Raw genomic sequence first — 15,376 nt, 5'->3', positions numbered from 1 at the left:
CAAGAACGGGAATCGGTGTAACGCTGAACAGGTTGTTGGGAAGGATGAAACATGCTTCGGATACTTGCAATCCTCTTTCTGATTCTGGGCACGCACCCCCTCGCGGCCCAGCCGTTTGATCCTGCCTCGCTCAAAGCGTGCGGCTCGACGGTGGCAGGCGAAGCCATAAGCGGCGCCCGCTTCAAGTCGGCAGAAGGACAAACCGTTAAAATCGCATTGGTAAAGGCGCCCGAGCTTTGGGCCCCGGATGCGGCGTATAAAAGCTGGCCGTATGGCCCCGAAGCAAAGGCTGCGCTTGATGCGAGGATTCGCGGCAAAATTGTCACGCTTTATTGCGAGGGACCCAGCACAAACCGGTTGGGGGAGTTGGTCGCCCATGTCGTGATGGAAAATGGTGACTGGCTCGCGCTTGACCTTGTACGCGAAGGCCATGTTTTTGTTTTCCCCGGTGCGATACGGCGACATGGCCTGACAACCCTGTTCCAGGAGGAGGAAGGCGCAAGAAACGACCGCCGCGGCTTGTGGCGATTTAGTAACCTCGACCCCGTGGAAGCGCAAAGCGAAGCCGTCAATCCCGGCTGGTTCCAGATTATACGTGGTCAGGTACAGGACGTATCCATCGTGCGCGGCACCTACTACATCAATTTTGGCGAAGACTGGCGAACCGACTTCACCATTGAAATCCCACCGCTTGTCGCACGGCAGTTTGCCAAACAGTCGGTCGACCCCATGAGCCTGAAGGGCGAAAGAGTGGAAGGCCGGGGGTGGGTTGACTTTAAATCAGGGCCACGGTTGCTGGTGCAGGGTCCGGGCCAACTGCGGCAACTGCCAGCCCTACCCTCTCCGTAATACCCAACCCTCACAACATATGCCAAATCACAAGAGCCAAAATCAGTTGGCCAAAGCTGAAGAGCGCAAGACCTTGTCGCACGACGTTCTTTGGCGGACCATCCTACCCGGTGATGAGCTCAATCGAGCCGTGCTGCCCGCCGTTGTCCGCGTGTTGGAAGACAGCGCCTTCAGGACCGAAACTGCCACCGGCACCGCCGCCACCACTAAAGCTCACCCCGCCATCACCGCCAGCCCCGCCGCCCCAGCCGCCGCCACCGCCGCCGCCGTAGCTCCAGTTGCCCTGGCTGCTGCCGCCGCTACCGCCGTTACCACCACCGTTATAACCGATACCGCCTCCACCACCGGTGCCGGTATTGCCTCCGGCACCGCCAGAACCTCCATTGCCGGTACCACCCGCGCCACCATTACCGCCACCCGGACAGTCTCCGCCGGAACCCAGCTCACCGCCCTGGCCACCCGGTCCGCCGCCGTTGGAGCTTCCGTATTGGCCCGCACCGCCGGACCCGTCTGAATTGCCCGCGTCCCCGCCCTTGACGGGCAGGTTCATGCCCGCACTGCAGCCGCCACCGCCGCCTGCGATGATCATATTGGGGCCATTCGGGTCCAGCACGCTGGCACCACCGCCACCGCCAGCATTGTTGCCGTTTTCGCCGCCATACCCGCCCGCACCGCCGACAAACATATGCAGTGTCTGGCCAGCTTGGACGGGCAGTACAGCGGTCACAAGGGCACCGCTACCGCCCGGCACCCTAACGGCGCCACCACCGCCGCCGCCTTTCACAATCGCCTTCAGGCTTGTCACGCCACTTGGCACCGTGTAGCTGCAAGCGCCCGGGTTGGCAAAAAGCGCGCGGGTCGCAAAGCTCAGGGTGTCACTGGTCACGGTTCCGCTGGTGGTCGTCACCGATACCCGGTAATAATATGTCTGACCGACCTGGAGGTTGGATAAATTTGCCACGACCTTAACCGGCGTATTGGCATCCACGGTTGAAGGCGAAATGTCCGCCACCGAACCACCACCAAGATTGATACTGGCCTGATTGGTACTGTAGTGAATCGATAGCGCGGTGCTGGTATCGCCAAATGTATCGACAAGACAGCCAAGGGTCGCGCTATTCCCGGTAATATCTGTCGCCTGGCATTTGGTGATGGTCGCCTTTGGGAAGGGCGTCGTGAATTGTGTCGCGCTGGATGCGGACGAACCACCGTCATTGCTCGCCGTCGCTTTAAAATAATAGACTGTGCCATACTCAAGCCCGTCAATGGTTGCAGAGACCTCGGTCGGGGCGTCGCCGCTAATATTGGCCGGTGTCGGAGTAACCGCTGTTCCTTCTGCGGTTTTGTCTGTGCCATACTGCATGGAGACCGCTGTATCCGTATCCTTGGATGCGGTGACAAGGCAGCTGAGCGTCGCCGTATCACTGGTGACAGACGTTGCCTCGCACTGGCTGAACGTTGCCACGGAGGCTTCTGTAGCAAATCTGGCCGGGGTGGAGGTTGAAGAACCAAGCTCGTTGTTGGCTGTCACTTTGAAATAATAGACGGTGTCAGGCGAAAGCCCTTCAATGCTTGCTGAAACGTCGCTCTCGGCTCCCGCACCAATACTGGCTGGCGACAGCGTGGCGCTCATGCCTTCGGCATTTTCGTCGGTGCCGTAATGGAGAGAAAGGGTGGTATCGGTCTTGCCGTAGCTTTGCACACGACCGCTTATTTTCACACTGTCACTGGTAATATCTGACGCTTGGCATTGGCTGAAAGTAGCCGCTGTCAATGATGTGGTGAAATGGGATGGCACACTGGGAGAAGAGCCGTTTTCGTTGCTGGCGACAACCATATAATAATAGGTCGTGTCGGGCGTTAGACCTTCAACCGTGACCGAAACATTTATTTGCCCATCAGGGTCTACGACACTTGAGGTTGGGTATGCCGTGTTGCCAGACGCATTGGCATCGGTGCCATAGCTGATGTAAATGTCGGTTTCAGGTACGCCGCAAGGTTCCACATAACCACTCAGTAAAGCGCTGGTCGCCTGAACGTCGGTTGCTGACTGCGAATATACCATTGGGGGCGGGCCGCCATAGGTGCCTTTTGTCTTGCCGGTGTCCGTCACTGTGAATTCCCCCTCAAAGCATTGTATTCAGGTTATAAAATACTGTTCACCGATTGGCCTTGGAGGGGGTAGGGGAGAGAACAGGAGGATGTCGCATCAGAGAGTGAAATCCTCCCTGAAACTGGACCGCCCCCCAAGCGCCGCCCACAGCCCTCAACGTCACTTCAGAAGCAACGGTTCAAGACTACAAGCGCGTTATACAATTAAAGCGTGTATAAAGTAAAGTTCGAGTTTGGGCGGTCAGGTTTAAAAGGGATATACGGCATCCGAGGGGAAGAGACACCGGCGCCACCAGAGCAGCGCCGGGGTTGTATGACCGACGCCTAGCCGCCGGCAAGACCCGCCAGCACAGGATCACCAACGTCGGCTGTCAAAGCCTGCCGCAGTTTGCCCAGTGCCTGGGCTTCAAGCTGGCGGACGCGTTCTTTCGAGATGCCAAGCTGCGTGCCAAGAACGGCCAAGGTTACACCTTCTTCGCGCAGTTGACGTTCGCGGATGATATAGCTCTCCCGTTCGGTCAACTGGCCCATGGCTTTTTCAATAAGAACGGCTTTTTTGTTGCCATCATGGCTTTCCATGAACAATTGATCAGGTTGCGGTGTATCGCTGACCAGAAGGTCCTGCCATTCCTGCGCACTTTCGTCCGCGACCGGGGCATTAAGCGACCGGTCAACCCCCGACAAGCGCCCCTCCATGGCTTCCACGTCACGCAGCCGCACACCCATTTCGTCAGCGATCTGGTTTCTTGATCCCATAGACAGGGGCCGGTCAGGGTCCACACCCATACGGGCCTTGAGCCGCTTGAGGTTAAAGAACAGTGCCTTGTGGGCGCTTGTGGTACCGGTACGCACAATAGACCAGTTCCTGAGAACATAATCCTGCACGGCGGCCCGTACCCACCAACTGGCATAGGTTGAGAAACGCACATCGCGTTCCGGCTCGAAGCGGTAGCCAGCCTCCATAAGGCCGACGGTTCCTTCCTGAATGAGATCAGCAACCGGCAAACCATAGTGCCGGTAACGGCTTGCTGCGGCAATCGCCAAGCGCAGATGCGCTTCGGTCAAGCGCTTAAGCGCACGTTCGTCCCGTTCCATCTGCCATGCCAGCGCCAGTTCACACTCTTCTTCCCGGTCGAGCATCGGCGCACGCATTGCAAAACGAATCAAGCGGCGATCTTCCCCAGTGGCCCAGTTTCCTCGGCTCACGCTCACCTCCCAATTTTTAATGACCTTGATTAATGTAGTGCATTATGACGAGTTTTTTTTACCAATGCAGCAACTTTTTTGTCGCATACCGTAAAATCGGTGTGAGCGCCGGGATTCCGCGGCACTGATAAACAGGCACAGCAAAAGTGACGGTGTATTTTCCCCCGACTCGGATTGTTTACATATGTAATCATAATGCTTGCTTTTATCGATTACATATGTAAACGTTGATTCATGAGCGAGGATAAAAAACAGATCAGCATAGCTGAAAGCAAGGTGATGGAAGCGCTTTGGCGCGCCCATCCCCTGAGTGCGGAAGATGTCACCACCGACGTCGCCGCAGAGCACAACTGGAGCGTGGGCACCGTAAAGTCCCTGCTGAACCGCCTTCTGTCAAAAGGCGCGATTTCGGCGGAGAAAGACGGCCGACGATATCTCTATAGCCCGGTGCTGAGTCACGACGACTATATGACCCGCGAGGGCCAAGGCGTGCTGGACCGACTTTTTGACGGTCGGGTTTCCGCCTTGCTGACACACTTCTCCCGGCACGAAAAACTGAGCGGCGACGACATTGCCGAGCTCAAAAAACTGATAAAGGAGCTGGACGATGATGAGTAATATTTTCGACCTCAGGATACAGGCCGCCATCGGCACCAGCGCCGCCATACTTCTGGTTCTTCTTGTGCGAAAGCGCGTGCGCGCCGCCTTTGGCGCGCATACCGCCTATGCGATGTGGCTTCTTGTACCCGTTGCCATGCTGGCAAGCCTTCTGCCGGCAGACCTTGTCGTCCGGGAAACCGCCTATGTTGGCGACCGCACTGGCGGCACCATCCCAGCGGCGGAAACCGCATCTGCCGACCTGCCCGCCAGCCTGCCTGTCCGGGGAACAACCTTCCTTGGTGACCGCACCGAAGTCAGGGCGCCGATGCTGGAACCTGAGGCGTTTAACGGACAGGCTGCCGCAGGCATGCGCATGCCCGAGCTACCACACGGCTGGGTTTTGGGTCTTTGGCTCATTGGAGCCGCGGCAAGCCTTGGCACTCTTGCCTATGGTCAGCACCGTTTCATGAAGCGGCATGGCCTGAGGACACAGTCCAGCAAAAAAAGAGTATCACGGCACGCAGATGTCGGTCCCGCCGTGCTTGGTTTCGTTGCGCCGCGCATCGTTGTGCCGAGCGACTTTCGAGATGCCTACAACCGGCTGGAACGTAAGCTTATCCTGGCGCATGAACAGGCGCATATTCGCGCCGGTGATATGCAGGCAAACGCGCTTGCTATCGCCATCCGCAGCCTGAACTGGTTCAATCCGCTTGCCTATATTGCGTACGGCTTTTTCCGTATCGATCAGGAAATGGCATGCGACGAACGCGTGATGCGCCGTTTCGGCCAGCACCGCAGGACCTATGCCGAAACGCTGTTGAAATCACAGTTGATGGGCGAACGCGCACCGCTTGGCTGTTCATGGTTTGGCGACACAAGACATCCGCTCAAGGACCGCGTGGCACGGCTCGCACGGCGTGAGCTGAGCCCCACGCGGCGCATGCTGGGTGTTGCACTTTTGCTTGGCGCCACCAGCCTGACCGGTGTGGCCGCATGGGCGACGCTTTCAACACAGGTGATTTATGTCGCAGCCGCTAACACTCCGGGCACCAACACTCAGGGATCCAACACTCAGGGGCAAGTCGCCCAAGTGGACGCTTTCATCAATCCCGAAATCGGAATGGGTGGCGGTTTGGGCGGCGCCGCTGCGGAGGAACGCGATAATCTCGCTGATGATCTCGCCGACGCGCAAGCCGCTGCGCTTGTGCATGCCATTCTGGAACGCCGGGACAATCATGCCCGCGCGCTTCTGACCGCAGGCGTTAACGTGAACTATCATGCCAAGCGCGACGGCACACCGCTTCTGGCCGCTACCCTCACCGGCAACCGCGAGATGGTGCAAGCCTTGCTGAAGGCCGGGGCCGATATCAACCAGACCTCGCCCGGCGACGGCACGCCCCTACTGGTCGCTGCCAGACGCGGTGACATGGCTATGGTGCAGTATCTGCTGGGGGCTGGTGCTGACGTAAACGGGTATTCGCCCGGCGACGGCACACCCCTGCTGGTTGCTGCCCGCAATGGTGAACCAACCATCGTCAAGCTGTTGCTGGAGGCCGGGGCTGACATAAATCAGGTTGCACCTGGTGACGGAACGCCCCTGCTGGTCGCGGTGCGGCAGGGCAACCCAGCCATGGTTGAGCTACTGCTGGAGGCTGGCGGTGACATCAATGCGGTTGCACCCGGCGACGGAACACCGCTTATTGTGGCCGCCAGCCGCGGCAGCGAAAAAATGGTCAAAGCACTGCTTGACGTGGGCGCCGATGTCAACGGATACGCCCCCGGCGACGGCACACCCCTGCTGGTTGCTGCCCGCCACGGCGACGAAAAAATGGTTGAACTTCTGCTGAAGTCGGGCGCAGACGTTAACCTGGCCGCGCCCGGAGACGGGAATCCCCTGATTGCCGCCGCAACTGTGGGCGACCTCGATATGGTTAAACGGTTTGTTGATATCGGTGCAGACGTGAACGGTTTTGTGCTGCATGACGAAACCCCGCTCATCGGCGCGGCACGCAGCGGTGAACTGGAGATCGTGAAATATCTGGTGGAAAAGGGCGCCGACGTGAATATGCGGGTGCTGTCTGGCCACGAACACCCGCGCAGCCGCTACCGCACGGCGCTTGGACAAGCGCTGCGCTACGGCCATGATGATGTTGTCACCTACCTGCGCAAAAAAGGGGCAGCCGACCCGGCGGAACAGGAGGACCGCTAGGCCGGAGCAGCGGCCGGAACAAACAAAAAACCCGCCTCGGCTTGAGGCGGGTTTTCTTTGAATGACTTGAAAATATCGTGGCTTAGGCAGCCAGTTCTTTCTCAAGCTTCACCATCGCTGCTGCTTCGTCGATATCTTCGACAGCTGCAAGCTCGCGTGCGAGACGACCAAGGGCCGATTCGTAAATCTGGCGTTCGCTGTAGGACTGTTCAGGCTGGTCCGCACCACGGTGCAGGTCACGCACGACCTCCGCGATGGAAACAAGATCACCGGAGTTGATCTTTGCTTCATATTCCTGCGCCCTGCGGCTCCACATCGTGCGTTTGATCCGTGCCTTGCCCTTAAGCGTGGTGAAAGCTTCCTTGAGCGTGGCATCGTTGGACAGACGGCGCATGCCGCTGACTTCTGCCTTGCCCGTCGGAACACGCAGGGTCATGCGCTCTTTTTCAAACCTGATCACGTACAGTTCAAGCTTGAGGCCGGAGATTTCCTGCACTTCAAGTTCCGTGACCCGGCCTACGCCGTGCTTGGGGTAAACGATATAATCGCCAACTGAAAAGGGATGTTTAGTGGATTTTGCCATAGTGGTTCTATGTCCTTCTTATCTAAAACAGGCACACCTGGCTGGGTCAGGCTTACCGGCTATAAAATAGGCTCCCGCTGGGCACGGTCCTCGCATGGCAGATACCTGCCAAGGCCGCGGAAACCCTTGAGAAAAGCGGCAACTCACGCTTTTCTGGCAAACTGCGTCAAAAAAAGCCTTGCACCGCCCCGCTTGGGGAGGCACAGTCAGGCCTCAGATCAGCATCTTCATTTTTCGGCGGTCCAGCCACCACGCACCCACCCGTTCGCCACAAACAGGTCGCGTAATCCCTTCTTGTAACACAATTTTAGTGATTTTGACAGTCTAATTACGTGTTTTTGGCTCTATTGCTGAATTGCGCGGCACTTTGGCGCAATAAAAAAGCCGGGCAAAGGCCCGACTTTCCTGATGATTCAGTGAATGCTCACGCAACAATATTGCGGCAGATACCCTAGTTGCCGGACCCCGGATTCGGCGAGAAATGCGCCATCTTGCCGTCTTTGTCTTTCCAGTCATCCGCGTCGGCAGGCTGCTCACCCTTGACGGTAATGTTCGGCCATTCTTCGGAATATTTGGTATTGAGCTCAAGCCATTCTTCCATGCCGTCTTCGGTATCGGGCAGGATGGCTTCGGCCGGGCACTCAGGCTCGCACACGCCGCAGTCAATGCATTCATTCGGGTTGATCACGAGCATGTTTTCACCCTCGTAGAAACAGTCAACCGGGCAGACCTCGACACAGTCCATGAATTTACATTTGATGCAGGCCTCAGTGACAACATAGGTCATGAGCGTCTCCTTATATTCCGCAACAGTGGAAAACGGTCGTTTTCATTTATCTGGCTTTATGCCGAAAAGCGAAAGCCGGGGCAACGCCTTTATCTGCAATAGATTCTTATGTGCACAAATTGTTTAGCTTACGATCGGAGGCTTAGTCCCAGTCCTTCAGCTTGTCTGTGGCGCGGCGGTCGGCTTTGGTGGGGCGGCCACTGCCTGCTTCGCGCACCGCGACGGCGGTCTTGCGCTCTTCCTTGAGAGCTTCTTTTTGTGCTTCAATGGGCGAGAGGTCATCATAAAGCGCCTGCGCTTCGGTGGCGGGGCCACGGCGGGTGCCGAGCGCGAGGATTTTCACCACGCGGATATGCGGGCCTTGGGGGAAGGTCAGCACCTGGCCCGTGCGTACAGTGACAGACGCCTTGGCGGCGATAGTGCCGTCAACGCGCACCTTGCGGGCCTTGCAAACCGTTGAAGCGATGGAGCGGGACCGAAAAAACCGGGCATGCCAGAGCCATTTATCCAGCCTGATCTGCCCGGTCTCGAGATTTTCAGCCATAAGACGCGGCTATTTTTTCTTTTGCAGGCTTTCTTTCAGACCTGCGAGTGCCGCGAACGGCGAATCGGGGTCCGCCTGCTTTTCCTTGCGGGGCGGGCGCGCGGTGTGCACACGCGGGCCCTGCGGCTTGCCGCCCTTGCCCTTTGGTCCCTTACCACGCGGGCGGTCAGCTTTTGCACGGTCCCCTTTAGGGCGGTCGCCCTGACGGTCACCACGATCACCCCGCTCACCGGGCTTGCCGCTACGGCGGCCTTCGCCAGCCGGGCGTGCCTTGCGCTTGGGCGCCCACGCGAAGAAGTAACGCTCAACAAGCTCTTCCCCGCCGGTTTCGGCGTCCGCAGCGGCGGCATTCTCTGCCGCACCGTCAGCCTTTTCGGCAACATCGGTAGCGTCACTAACTTCAGCGACAGGTGCTTCGGCGGGCGCTTCGGCAGGCGCAACGTCCACGGGCTTCGGCTCTTCCGCTTTGGCGGCTTCAGTCTCGGCCTCGCCGGTTTTGGCGTCTTCAGGCTTGGCCTCAGGCGCAGGGGCCTCTGCCACTGCTTCGGTTTTTGCTTCAGCTTCCGCCGCCACTTCAGCGGCGGGCGCGGCAACGCCGTCTGGCTTGGCGTCCGTGCCTTCTGCTGCGGTTTCTTCTTTGGCTGGTGCTTCTTCCTTAGCAGCGGGGGCCACTTTGCGCACTTCGTTCTTGTAGCCCGCAGCCTGCATCACTTCGGCAAAGTCTTCACCTGACAAGCCAACAAGGCCCATGATCTCCGGCGTGACTTCAAACCAGTCACCGCCCTGACCCATGGGCCGCACGGCGTCGGCGAGACGCTCCAGCATGTCCATGCGTACGGCTTTTTTGCCGCACACTTGGAAACCTGCCATCTCATAGAACTCACGCGGGGCCGTCGCTTCGGTCTCAACCCAGACCATGCCGGGGGTTGGCAAGCTTGGCAGCGCCGTCAGCTTGCCGGCCATTGCCCACATCATCAGCCTGAGCTCATTGGCATGCGGCTTGAGGATCACAGGGATATAAAGCGAGCTGGCACCAATGCGGATACCAAAGCGGCGCAAGCCTTTGCGGGCGTCCTGGTCAAGCTGGCGTAGGTCACCATCCACTAGCGCGCGGGAGATAACACCGTAATTTTCCAGCAAGCGGTACGCCACGCCCCGGGCAAGCCCGCTGAGCGGCGCGGCACCTTCAGGTGCTTCGGTATCGCCGTTCAGCTCACCCGCCAGCTTCATCAGTGGCTCAAGCTTTTCAGCGATGCGGCTATCAAGCCATTCCTGCGCTTTTTCCCGCACGAGGTCGGCATTGTCACCCTGCAGCAGCGTTGAGGCCACCAGCTTCACACGGGGCGCAAACAGGGCACCGCTGTCGTGCAGGGTCGCGATGGGCGCGCCCTCCCACACCAGCTTGGGATACGCGAGGCCTTCCGAAAAATCGAAGCCCAGCGTCTTGTAGCCCACATTGGCAAACAATTTGGCCCGGCGGGTCAGTTCCACCTGCAAGGCCGCTTCGGCTGCTGCTTTCAGGGTCTTCTGGTCGTCACGAGCGGCGCCCGGCTCGACACGGAAGGAAAATCCATTCAGTTCACCGATCTCGTGTCCTTCGACCGAAACCTGGTTTGTCTCTTCATCAATGCTCACGCTAAGTTCGCCCCTATGCCTGAGCGAGCGCATGAGAACAGCCGTTCGCCTGTCCACAAAACGCTGGGTTAATTTTTCATGCAGCGCGTCGGACAAACGGTCCTCGACACTGCGCGTTACATGGGCCCAATGGGCCGCATCCTTGAGCCAGCCTTTCCGGTGCGAAACGTAAGTCCAAATCCGGATACTGGCAATTCGACCGGCCAAGGTATCTATATCGCCGCTTGTATTGTCAAGGCGCTTAACCTGCCGGGCAATCCAATCATGCGGGATTGTGCCCCCAGGGCCCATCAGATCGACATAAATACGACGTAGAAGGGATATGTGGTCATCATGTGACAATTTCCTGAAATCCGGAATTTGGCAGACATTCCAAAGCCTTTCGACAGCCTCGGGGTGTGCGGCAAGCCCGGATATCTCCTCATCTTCCGCAAGCCGCTTCAGCGCAACGAGGTCGACCGCGTCGCGCGTGCGGTGCAGCCCCTCCGTGCTTGCCGGGGCCTCAAGCGCACGCACGAGCCGCGGAATCGTTGCAAAATCAAGCCGGTGATTCCGCCAATACAGCCGTTTGACGGGCGCGAACTGATGCTCCTCGATCTGCGCGATCATGAGGGGGTCCATCGGCTCCCCTCCCGTGAGCGTGGTGAAGGTGCCGTTCTTCTTGTAACGTCCGGCGCGGCCCGCGATTTGGGCAGCCTCGGCCGCTGTCAGTTCGCGGTAACTGCGGCCGTCAAATTTCGAAAGCCCGGCAAACGACACATGGCCGATATCAAGGTTCAGCCCCATGCCGATAGCGTCGGTGGCGACCAGATGATCGACCTCGCCGCTCAGGTACATGTCTACCTGTGCATTCCGTGTGCGGGGGCTTAGCGCGCCCATGACAATCGCCGCGCCTCCCTTTTGCCGGCGGATGAGCTCCGCCATGCCGTATACATCAGCCGAAGAAAAGCCTACCACAGCAGACCGTCGCGGCAGGCGCGACAGCTTGTTTGGCTTGACCGCCTTGAGCTCCGAGAAGCGCGGGCGGGAGATAATCTCGGCCTCAGGGATCAGGCGGCGCACCACATGGTGCATGGTGTCTGCGCCCAGAAGCAGGGTTTCATGTGTGCCGCGACTGTGCAGCAGGTGTTCGGTAAAGATATGGCCGCGCTGCGCGTCGGCGGCCATCTGGATCTCGTCAAGCGCGACAAAATCCGCGACCGCATGGCGCGGCATGGCTTCAGCGGTACACAGGAAATAGCGCGCGCCCTCAGGCACGACGCGTTCCTCGCCGGTCACGAGCGCCACCTGGTTTTTGCCTTTGACCGCCACGACGCGGTCATACACCTCACGCGCAAGCAGCCTGAGCGGGAAGCCCATGACGCCGGAGGCATAGCCCATCATACGCTCCACCGCATAATGGGTTTTACCCGTATTGGTGGGGCCAAGAACCGCCTTGATGATGCCAGCCATAAAAACGCCTAACAGTGACTTAATAGTAAAGTTTTAGATAACGGTTCCCCGCCAGAAAGTGAAACCCTATAATAAAATTAAACGGGAGCGTGTATGGCTAAACTTGGAATGGACAGGCGACAGATCCTTAAGGGTGCAGGCATATTAGGTGGTATTGCGGCGGCAAGAGCGGCCTATGCCTACACGCCCGAAACACCGAACCCGCCGTTGAAGAACCCTGACGATCTGGCCATTGCCGAACGTATCGCCGGTGTGACTTACACGCCGGATGAACGCGCCATGATCCTCGATGAGCTTGAGGACATGCTCGACCGTCTCAGGCGTCGGCGCGCAGGTGTAACGCTTAAAAACAGCGATGCCCCAGCCATGGCGTTCGACCCACGCCTGCCCGGCAAAACCTATGCAGTGCAGGCGGGCGGGGTACGGCTGGCGTCAGAAACGCCGGGAAGTTTGCCAAGCGATGAAGGCATCGCCTTCGCGCCTGTGCATGCGCAGGCGCACTGGATCAAGAACGGGCTTCTGACCTCAAGCCGCCTGACAGATATCTATATATCGCGCATCAAGCGCCTTGATAGCAAGCTGCACAGCTTTATTACACTGACCGAAAGTGTCGCCCGTGAACAGGCCCGGCAGGCAGACGTCGAGATTCGCTCCGGCCGCTACCGGGGGCGGCTGCACGGCATCCCATACGGCATGAAAGATATCATCGACACCAAAGGCACCCAAACCACCTGGGGCGCAGCCCCTTATCAGGACCGGGTGGCACAGGACGATGCTGTGGTGACAAAGCGGCTCAGGGACGCAGGTGCGGTGTTGCTGGGCAAGGTTGCACTGGGGGCGCTGGCATACGGCGACCTGTGGTTTGGCGGAGTGGTGCGCAATCCGTGGAATCTGGATGAAGGGGCCTCAGGCTCAAGCGCGGGTTCGGCGTCCGCGACCGTGGCGGGCTTGTGCAGTTTTGCTATCGGGACCGAGACCATGGGCTCCATTGTCTCGCCGTCCACGCGTTGTGGTGCGGTGGGGTTGAGGCCTACCTTCGGCCGTGTACCGCGCACCGGCGCCATGGCGCTGTGTTGGTCGCTTGATAAAATCGGCCCGATCTGCCGTAGCGTTGAAGACACCGCATTGGTGCTGGAAGCCATCAACGGGCACGACGCGGGCGACCCCGGCTCGCTTGACTGGGGCTTTAGCTATGACGGCAAAACCGCCGCGGCAGGTGAGATCAAAATCGGCTATGACCCTGCGTGGTTCAACGGCAAGGATGCCACCGACCTTGACCGGCAGGTGCTGGACCAGCTCAAGGGCATGGGTTTCAAGCTGGTAGAAATCCGCCTGCCCAAACTGCCCTATTCCACACTTCTGACCACAGTGGAAGTTGAAGCCGCCGCCGCCTTTGAGGAGTTGACCCTCTCGGACGAGGATGACGCGCTTATGTGGCAAGGCGAAAAGGCATGGCCTAACACGCTGCGCGCCGCCCGGTTCCACAGCGCCATTGAATATGTGCAGCTTGACCGCTTTCGCCGACAGGTGATGGAGATGATGCACGGCATCTATGAGACGGTGGACATGATCGCCTGCCCGAATTTTGCCGGGCACATGCTGGTGATCACCAATTATACCGGCCACCCAAGCCTGACCCTGCCGCTTGGCCTGATCAAGCGCGAAACTTTCCCGCTCACGGGGGCAGACAATAAGAAACTCGGCTTTGAGCGGCGCGTGCCCTACGGCTTCAGCCTGTGGGGCAACATGTTCCGTGAGGATCAACTGGTGGGCGTCGGTCGGCTGCTGGAACGCGCCGCCAACTTCACCACCCACCGCCCAGTGCTTCTTGAAAGCCTGAACCGGGAGGCGTAAACCGCGCAAAGCCGCGCAAATGCTATGGTGTGCGAGTCAAAAGGCTTGACCGGGGATGACGAATCGTCTACCTACCGCGCCAGCTATTGCCCAAAACGGTCATTAGCGAACATGGTTTCATAAAGATTCCCGGGGCATATCCCCGAGCAGAAAAACAAGGATAACGAACATGTCGCGCGTATGTGAACTGACCGGCAAGAAAGTCATGACTGGTAATAACGTGTCTCACGCTAATAACCGCTCCCGTCGTCGCTTCCTGCCAAACCTGACCAAAGCAACCCTGATTTCCGACACACTGGGCCGCTCTGTGAGCCTGCGTATCTCGACCCACGCCCTGCGCTCTGTTGAGCACAACCACGGCCTGGACAACTTCATCCTCAAAGCTCGCGACACCGACCTGTCGGCTGCGGCACAGAAGCTGAAGCGCGAGATCAAGAAGAAACAGGCTGCTGCGAAGGCCTAAGGGCAAGCCTCAACTGAGGCAAAAGCGCAAGTTTCAGAAAAACGCCGTAGCTTCCCGCCGCGGCGTTTTTTAGTGGCTGTCAGGTTGCCTACCGGTCGAGCCGGAAAACCAGCAAAAGCGTGCGCTGGCTTGAGCGGAAGTTATCATCGGAGATCATCACCACCAGCGGTGCCTCGCCCAAACGTTCGATCACATCCAGCCCTTCCATGTTATCGACCGTCTGGGGTGGTTCAAGATGCAACAGCTCCGTGCCCACCAAGGTGGCACCGGGCGTGATGTCGGCCGCAGCGATGCGCAGCAGTTTCACCGACACCCCGTCCATCAGGGAATATCGCCGCAGCAACACCAGCACGTCGCCGTTTTTCATGGTGGCGGCATCTGTCGGCGAATAGTTGCGCGGCGGCTTGAGATAAACCGTCTCGCTACCGCCGTCCCCCACAAGCCAGCCGCGCAAGCGGCCAAGTTCGTCAACCCCGCGTTCAGGGAAAGCAAGCAGCTTGCCACCCACCTTCGCCAGCGCCTCAATACCGCTATTGTTGGCAACACCGGAAAAATCCATCAACGCCGTCAGGGGAGACGGCGTAACGCCGCCATCGGCAGCCACCTGCATCAGCCGGTGGTCTCCCTCAAAAGCCACGAGAAAGCCGTCGCCGTCCGTGATGATACTTTCGGAATCAAACGCGGCTTTGCTTTTGCCGCGCGCCTCTTTGGAGAAGGGGCGCATGAATGCATTGCTGATCGGTGTTTCTGTGGTGAAGCTGAAGTCGGCCTCCAGCCATTCGCCCCTGTCGCTGATGGCTGTCAGTTGACCGCGCTCGCTGACCACAAGGCCTGAAAAACCGCCGAAATGGTCGTTATCTGCCGTCAGCGCCCAGCCCGCCACATACTCAAGCGCCCCCGCGCGCCTTACAGTCGGATCACTTTCAAGCAAGGGAACCTTCCGGGCTTTCACCTCTATCGCTGCGCGTTCTGAAAGGACATCTTCGGGTTTGTTACCGCGGATATGCTGATATCCGGCAAAACCTGCAAGGAACAGCGCTGACAGAAGGAGCGCTGCGAGCTTTTTTGAATGCCTGGCCATG

The 15,376-nt window shown here is 58.8% G+C and carries 12 protein-coding genes; 5 read left to right on the top strand and 7 right to left on the bottom strand.

What is annotated here, in order from left to right; genetic code table 11:
* Positions 1 to 51: 51 nt before the first annotated feature.
* Positions 52 to 849, top strand: a complete 798-nt coding sequence (locus tag ACN0VM_RS03525) for a thermonuclease family protein (protein ID WP_417449462.1) — start codon at positions 52 to 54, stop codon at positions 847 to 849.
* A 103-nt stretch (positions 850 to 952) separates the two neighbouring features.
* On the opposite strand, the gene ACN0VM_RS03520 is transcribed toward ACN0VM_RS03525, so the two are convergent.
* The gene (locus tag ACN0VM_RS03520) at positions 953 to 2,962 is read right to left on the bottom strand and encodes a fibronectin type III domain-containing protein (protein WP_417449461.1); all 2,010 of its coding nucleotides are present in this window, start codon (positions 2,960 to 2,962) and stop codon (positions 953 to 955) included.
* A gap of 323 nt (positions 2,963 to 3,285) precedes the next feature.
* Entirely contained in the window at positions 3,286 to 4,167 is an 882-nt protein-coding gene (locus tag ACN0VM_RS03515; protein ID WP_417449460.1) for an RNA polymerase factor sigma-32, read from the bottom strand.
* 234 nt (positions 4,168 to 4,401) lie between these two features.
* On the opposite strand from ACN0VM_RS03515, the gene ACN0VM_RS03510 reads away from it, so the two are divergent.
* Entirely contained in the window at positions 4,402 to 4,785 is a 384-nt protein-coding gene (locus tag ACN0VM_RS03510; protein ID WP_417449459.1) for a BlaI/MecI/CopY family transcriptional regulator, read from the top strand.
* Positions 4,775 to 6,976 carry an ankyrin repeat domain-containing protein gene (locus tag ACN0VM_RS03505; protein WP_417449458.1) on the top strand — a complete coding sequence of 734 codons (2,202 nt, stop codon included), beginning with the start codon at positions 4,775 to 4,777 and terminating at the stop codon, positions 6,974 to 6,976. Before ACN0VM_RS03510 ends, ACN0VM_RS03505 begins: the two co-directional genes overlap by 11 nt.
* A gap of 82 nt (positions 6,977 to 7,058) precedes the next feature.
* On the opposite strand, the gene ACN0VM_RS03500 is transcribed toward ACN0VM_RS03505, so the two are convergent.
* From ACN0VM_RS03500 to ACN0VM_RS03485, 4 genes are all read right to left on the bottom strand, one after another.
* Positions 7,059 to 7,559, bottom strand: a complete 501-nt coding sequence (locus ACN0VM_RS03500; protein ID WP_417449457.1) for a CarD family transcriptional regulator — start codon at positions 7,557 to 7,559, stop codon at positions 7,059 to 7,061.
* A gap of 451 nt (positions 7,560 to 8,010) precedes the next feature.
* On the bottom strand, positions 8,011 to 8,346 hold the full coding sequence (fdxA, locus tag ACN0VM_RS03495) for a ferredoxin FdxA (protein WP_417449456.1): 336 nt from the start codon (positions 8,344 to 8,346) through the stop codon (positions 8,011 to 8,013).
* A 142-nt stretch (positions 8,347 to 8,488) separates the two neighbouring features.
* The gene (locus ACN0VM_RS03490; protein WP_417449455.1) at positions 8,489 to 8,890 is read right to left on the bottom strand and encodes an RNA-binding S4 domain-containing protein; all 402 of its coding nucleotides are present in this window, start codon (positions 8,888 to 8,890) and stop codon (positions 8,489 to 8,491) included.
* A 9-nt stretch (positions 8,891 to 8,899) separates the two neighbouring features.
* Positions 8,900 to 11,977, bottom strand: a complete 3,078-nt coding sequence (locus ACN0VM_RS03485) for a helicase-related protein (protein ID WP_417449454.1) — start codon at positions 11,975 to 11,977, stop codon at positions 8,900 to 8,902.
* Positions 11,978 to 12,070: 93 nt separating this feature from the next.
* On the opposite strand from ACN0VM_RS03485, the gene ACN0VM_RS03480 reads away from it, so the two are divergent.
* Together ACN0VM_RS03480 and rpmB are read left to right on the top strand one after the other, a co-directional pair.
* Positions 12,071 to 13,831 carry an amidase gene (locus ACN0VM_RS03480; protein ID WP_417449453.1) on the top strand — a complete coding sequence of 587 codons (1,761 nt, stop codon included), beginning with the start codon at positions 12,071 to 12,073 and terminating at the stop codon, positions 13,829 to 13,831.
* A gap of 169 nt (positions 13,832 to 14,000) precedes the next feature.
* Positions 14,001 to 14,294, top strand: coding sequence for a 50S ribosomal protein L28 (gene rpmB / locus ACN0VM_RS03475; protein WP_417449452.1), 294 nt, complete (start codon positions 14,001 to 14,003; stop codon positions 14,292 to 14,294).
* 88 nt (positions 14,295 to 14,382) lie between these two features.
* Here rpmB and ACN0VM_RS03470 read toward each other — a convergent pair whose 3' ends face one another.
* Positions 14,383 to 15,375, bottom strand: coding sequence for an esterase-like activity of phytase family protein (locus ACN0VM_RS03470; protein ID WP_417449451.1), 993 nt, complete (start codon positions 15,373 to 15,375; stop codon positions 14,383 to 14,385).
* Position 15,376 lies beyond the last annotated feature (1 nt).

Source organism: Kordiimonas sp. (assembly GCF_048260245.1).
Lineage (GTDB): Bacteria > Pseudomonadota > Alphaproteobacteria > Sphingomonadales > Kordiimonadaceae > Kordiimonas.
Note: the sequence above shows the minus strand (reverse complement) of the source record. Positions and strands in the feature narration are given on the sequence as shown.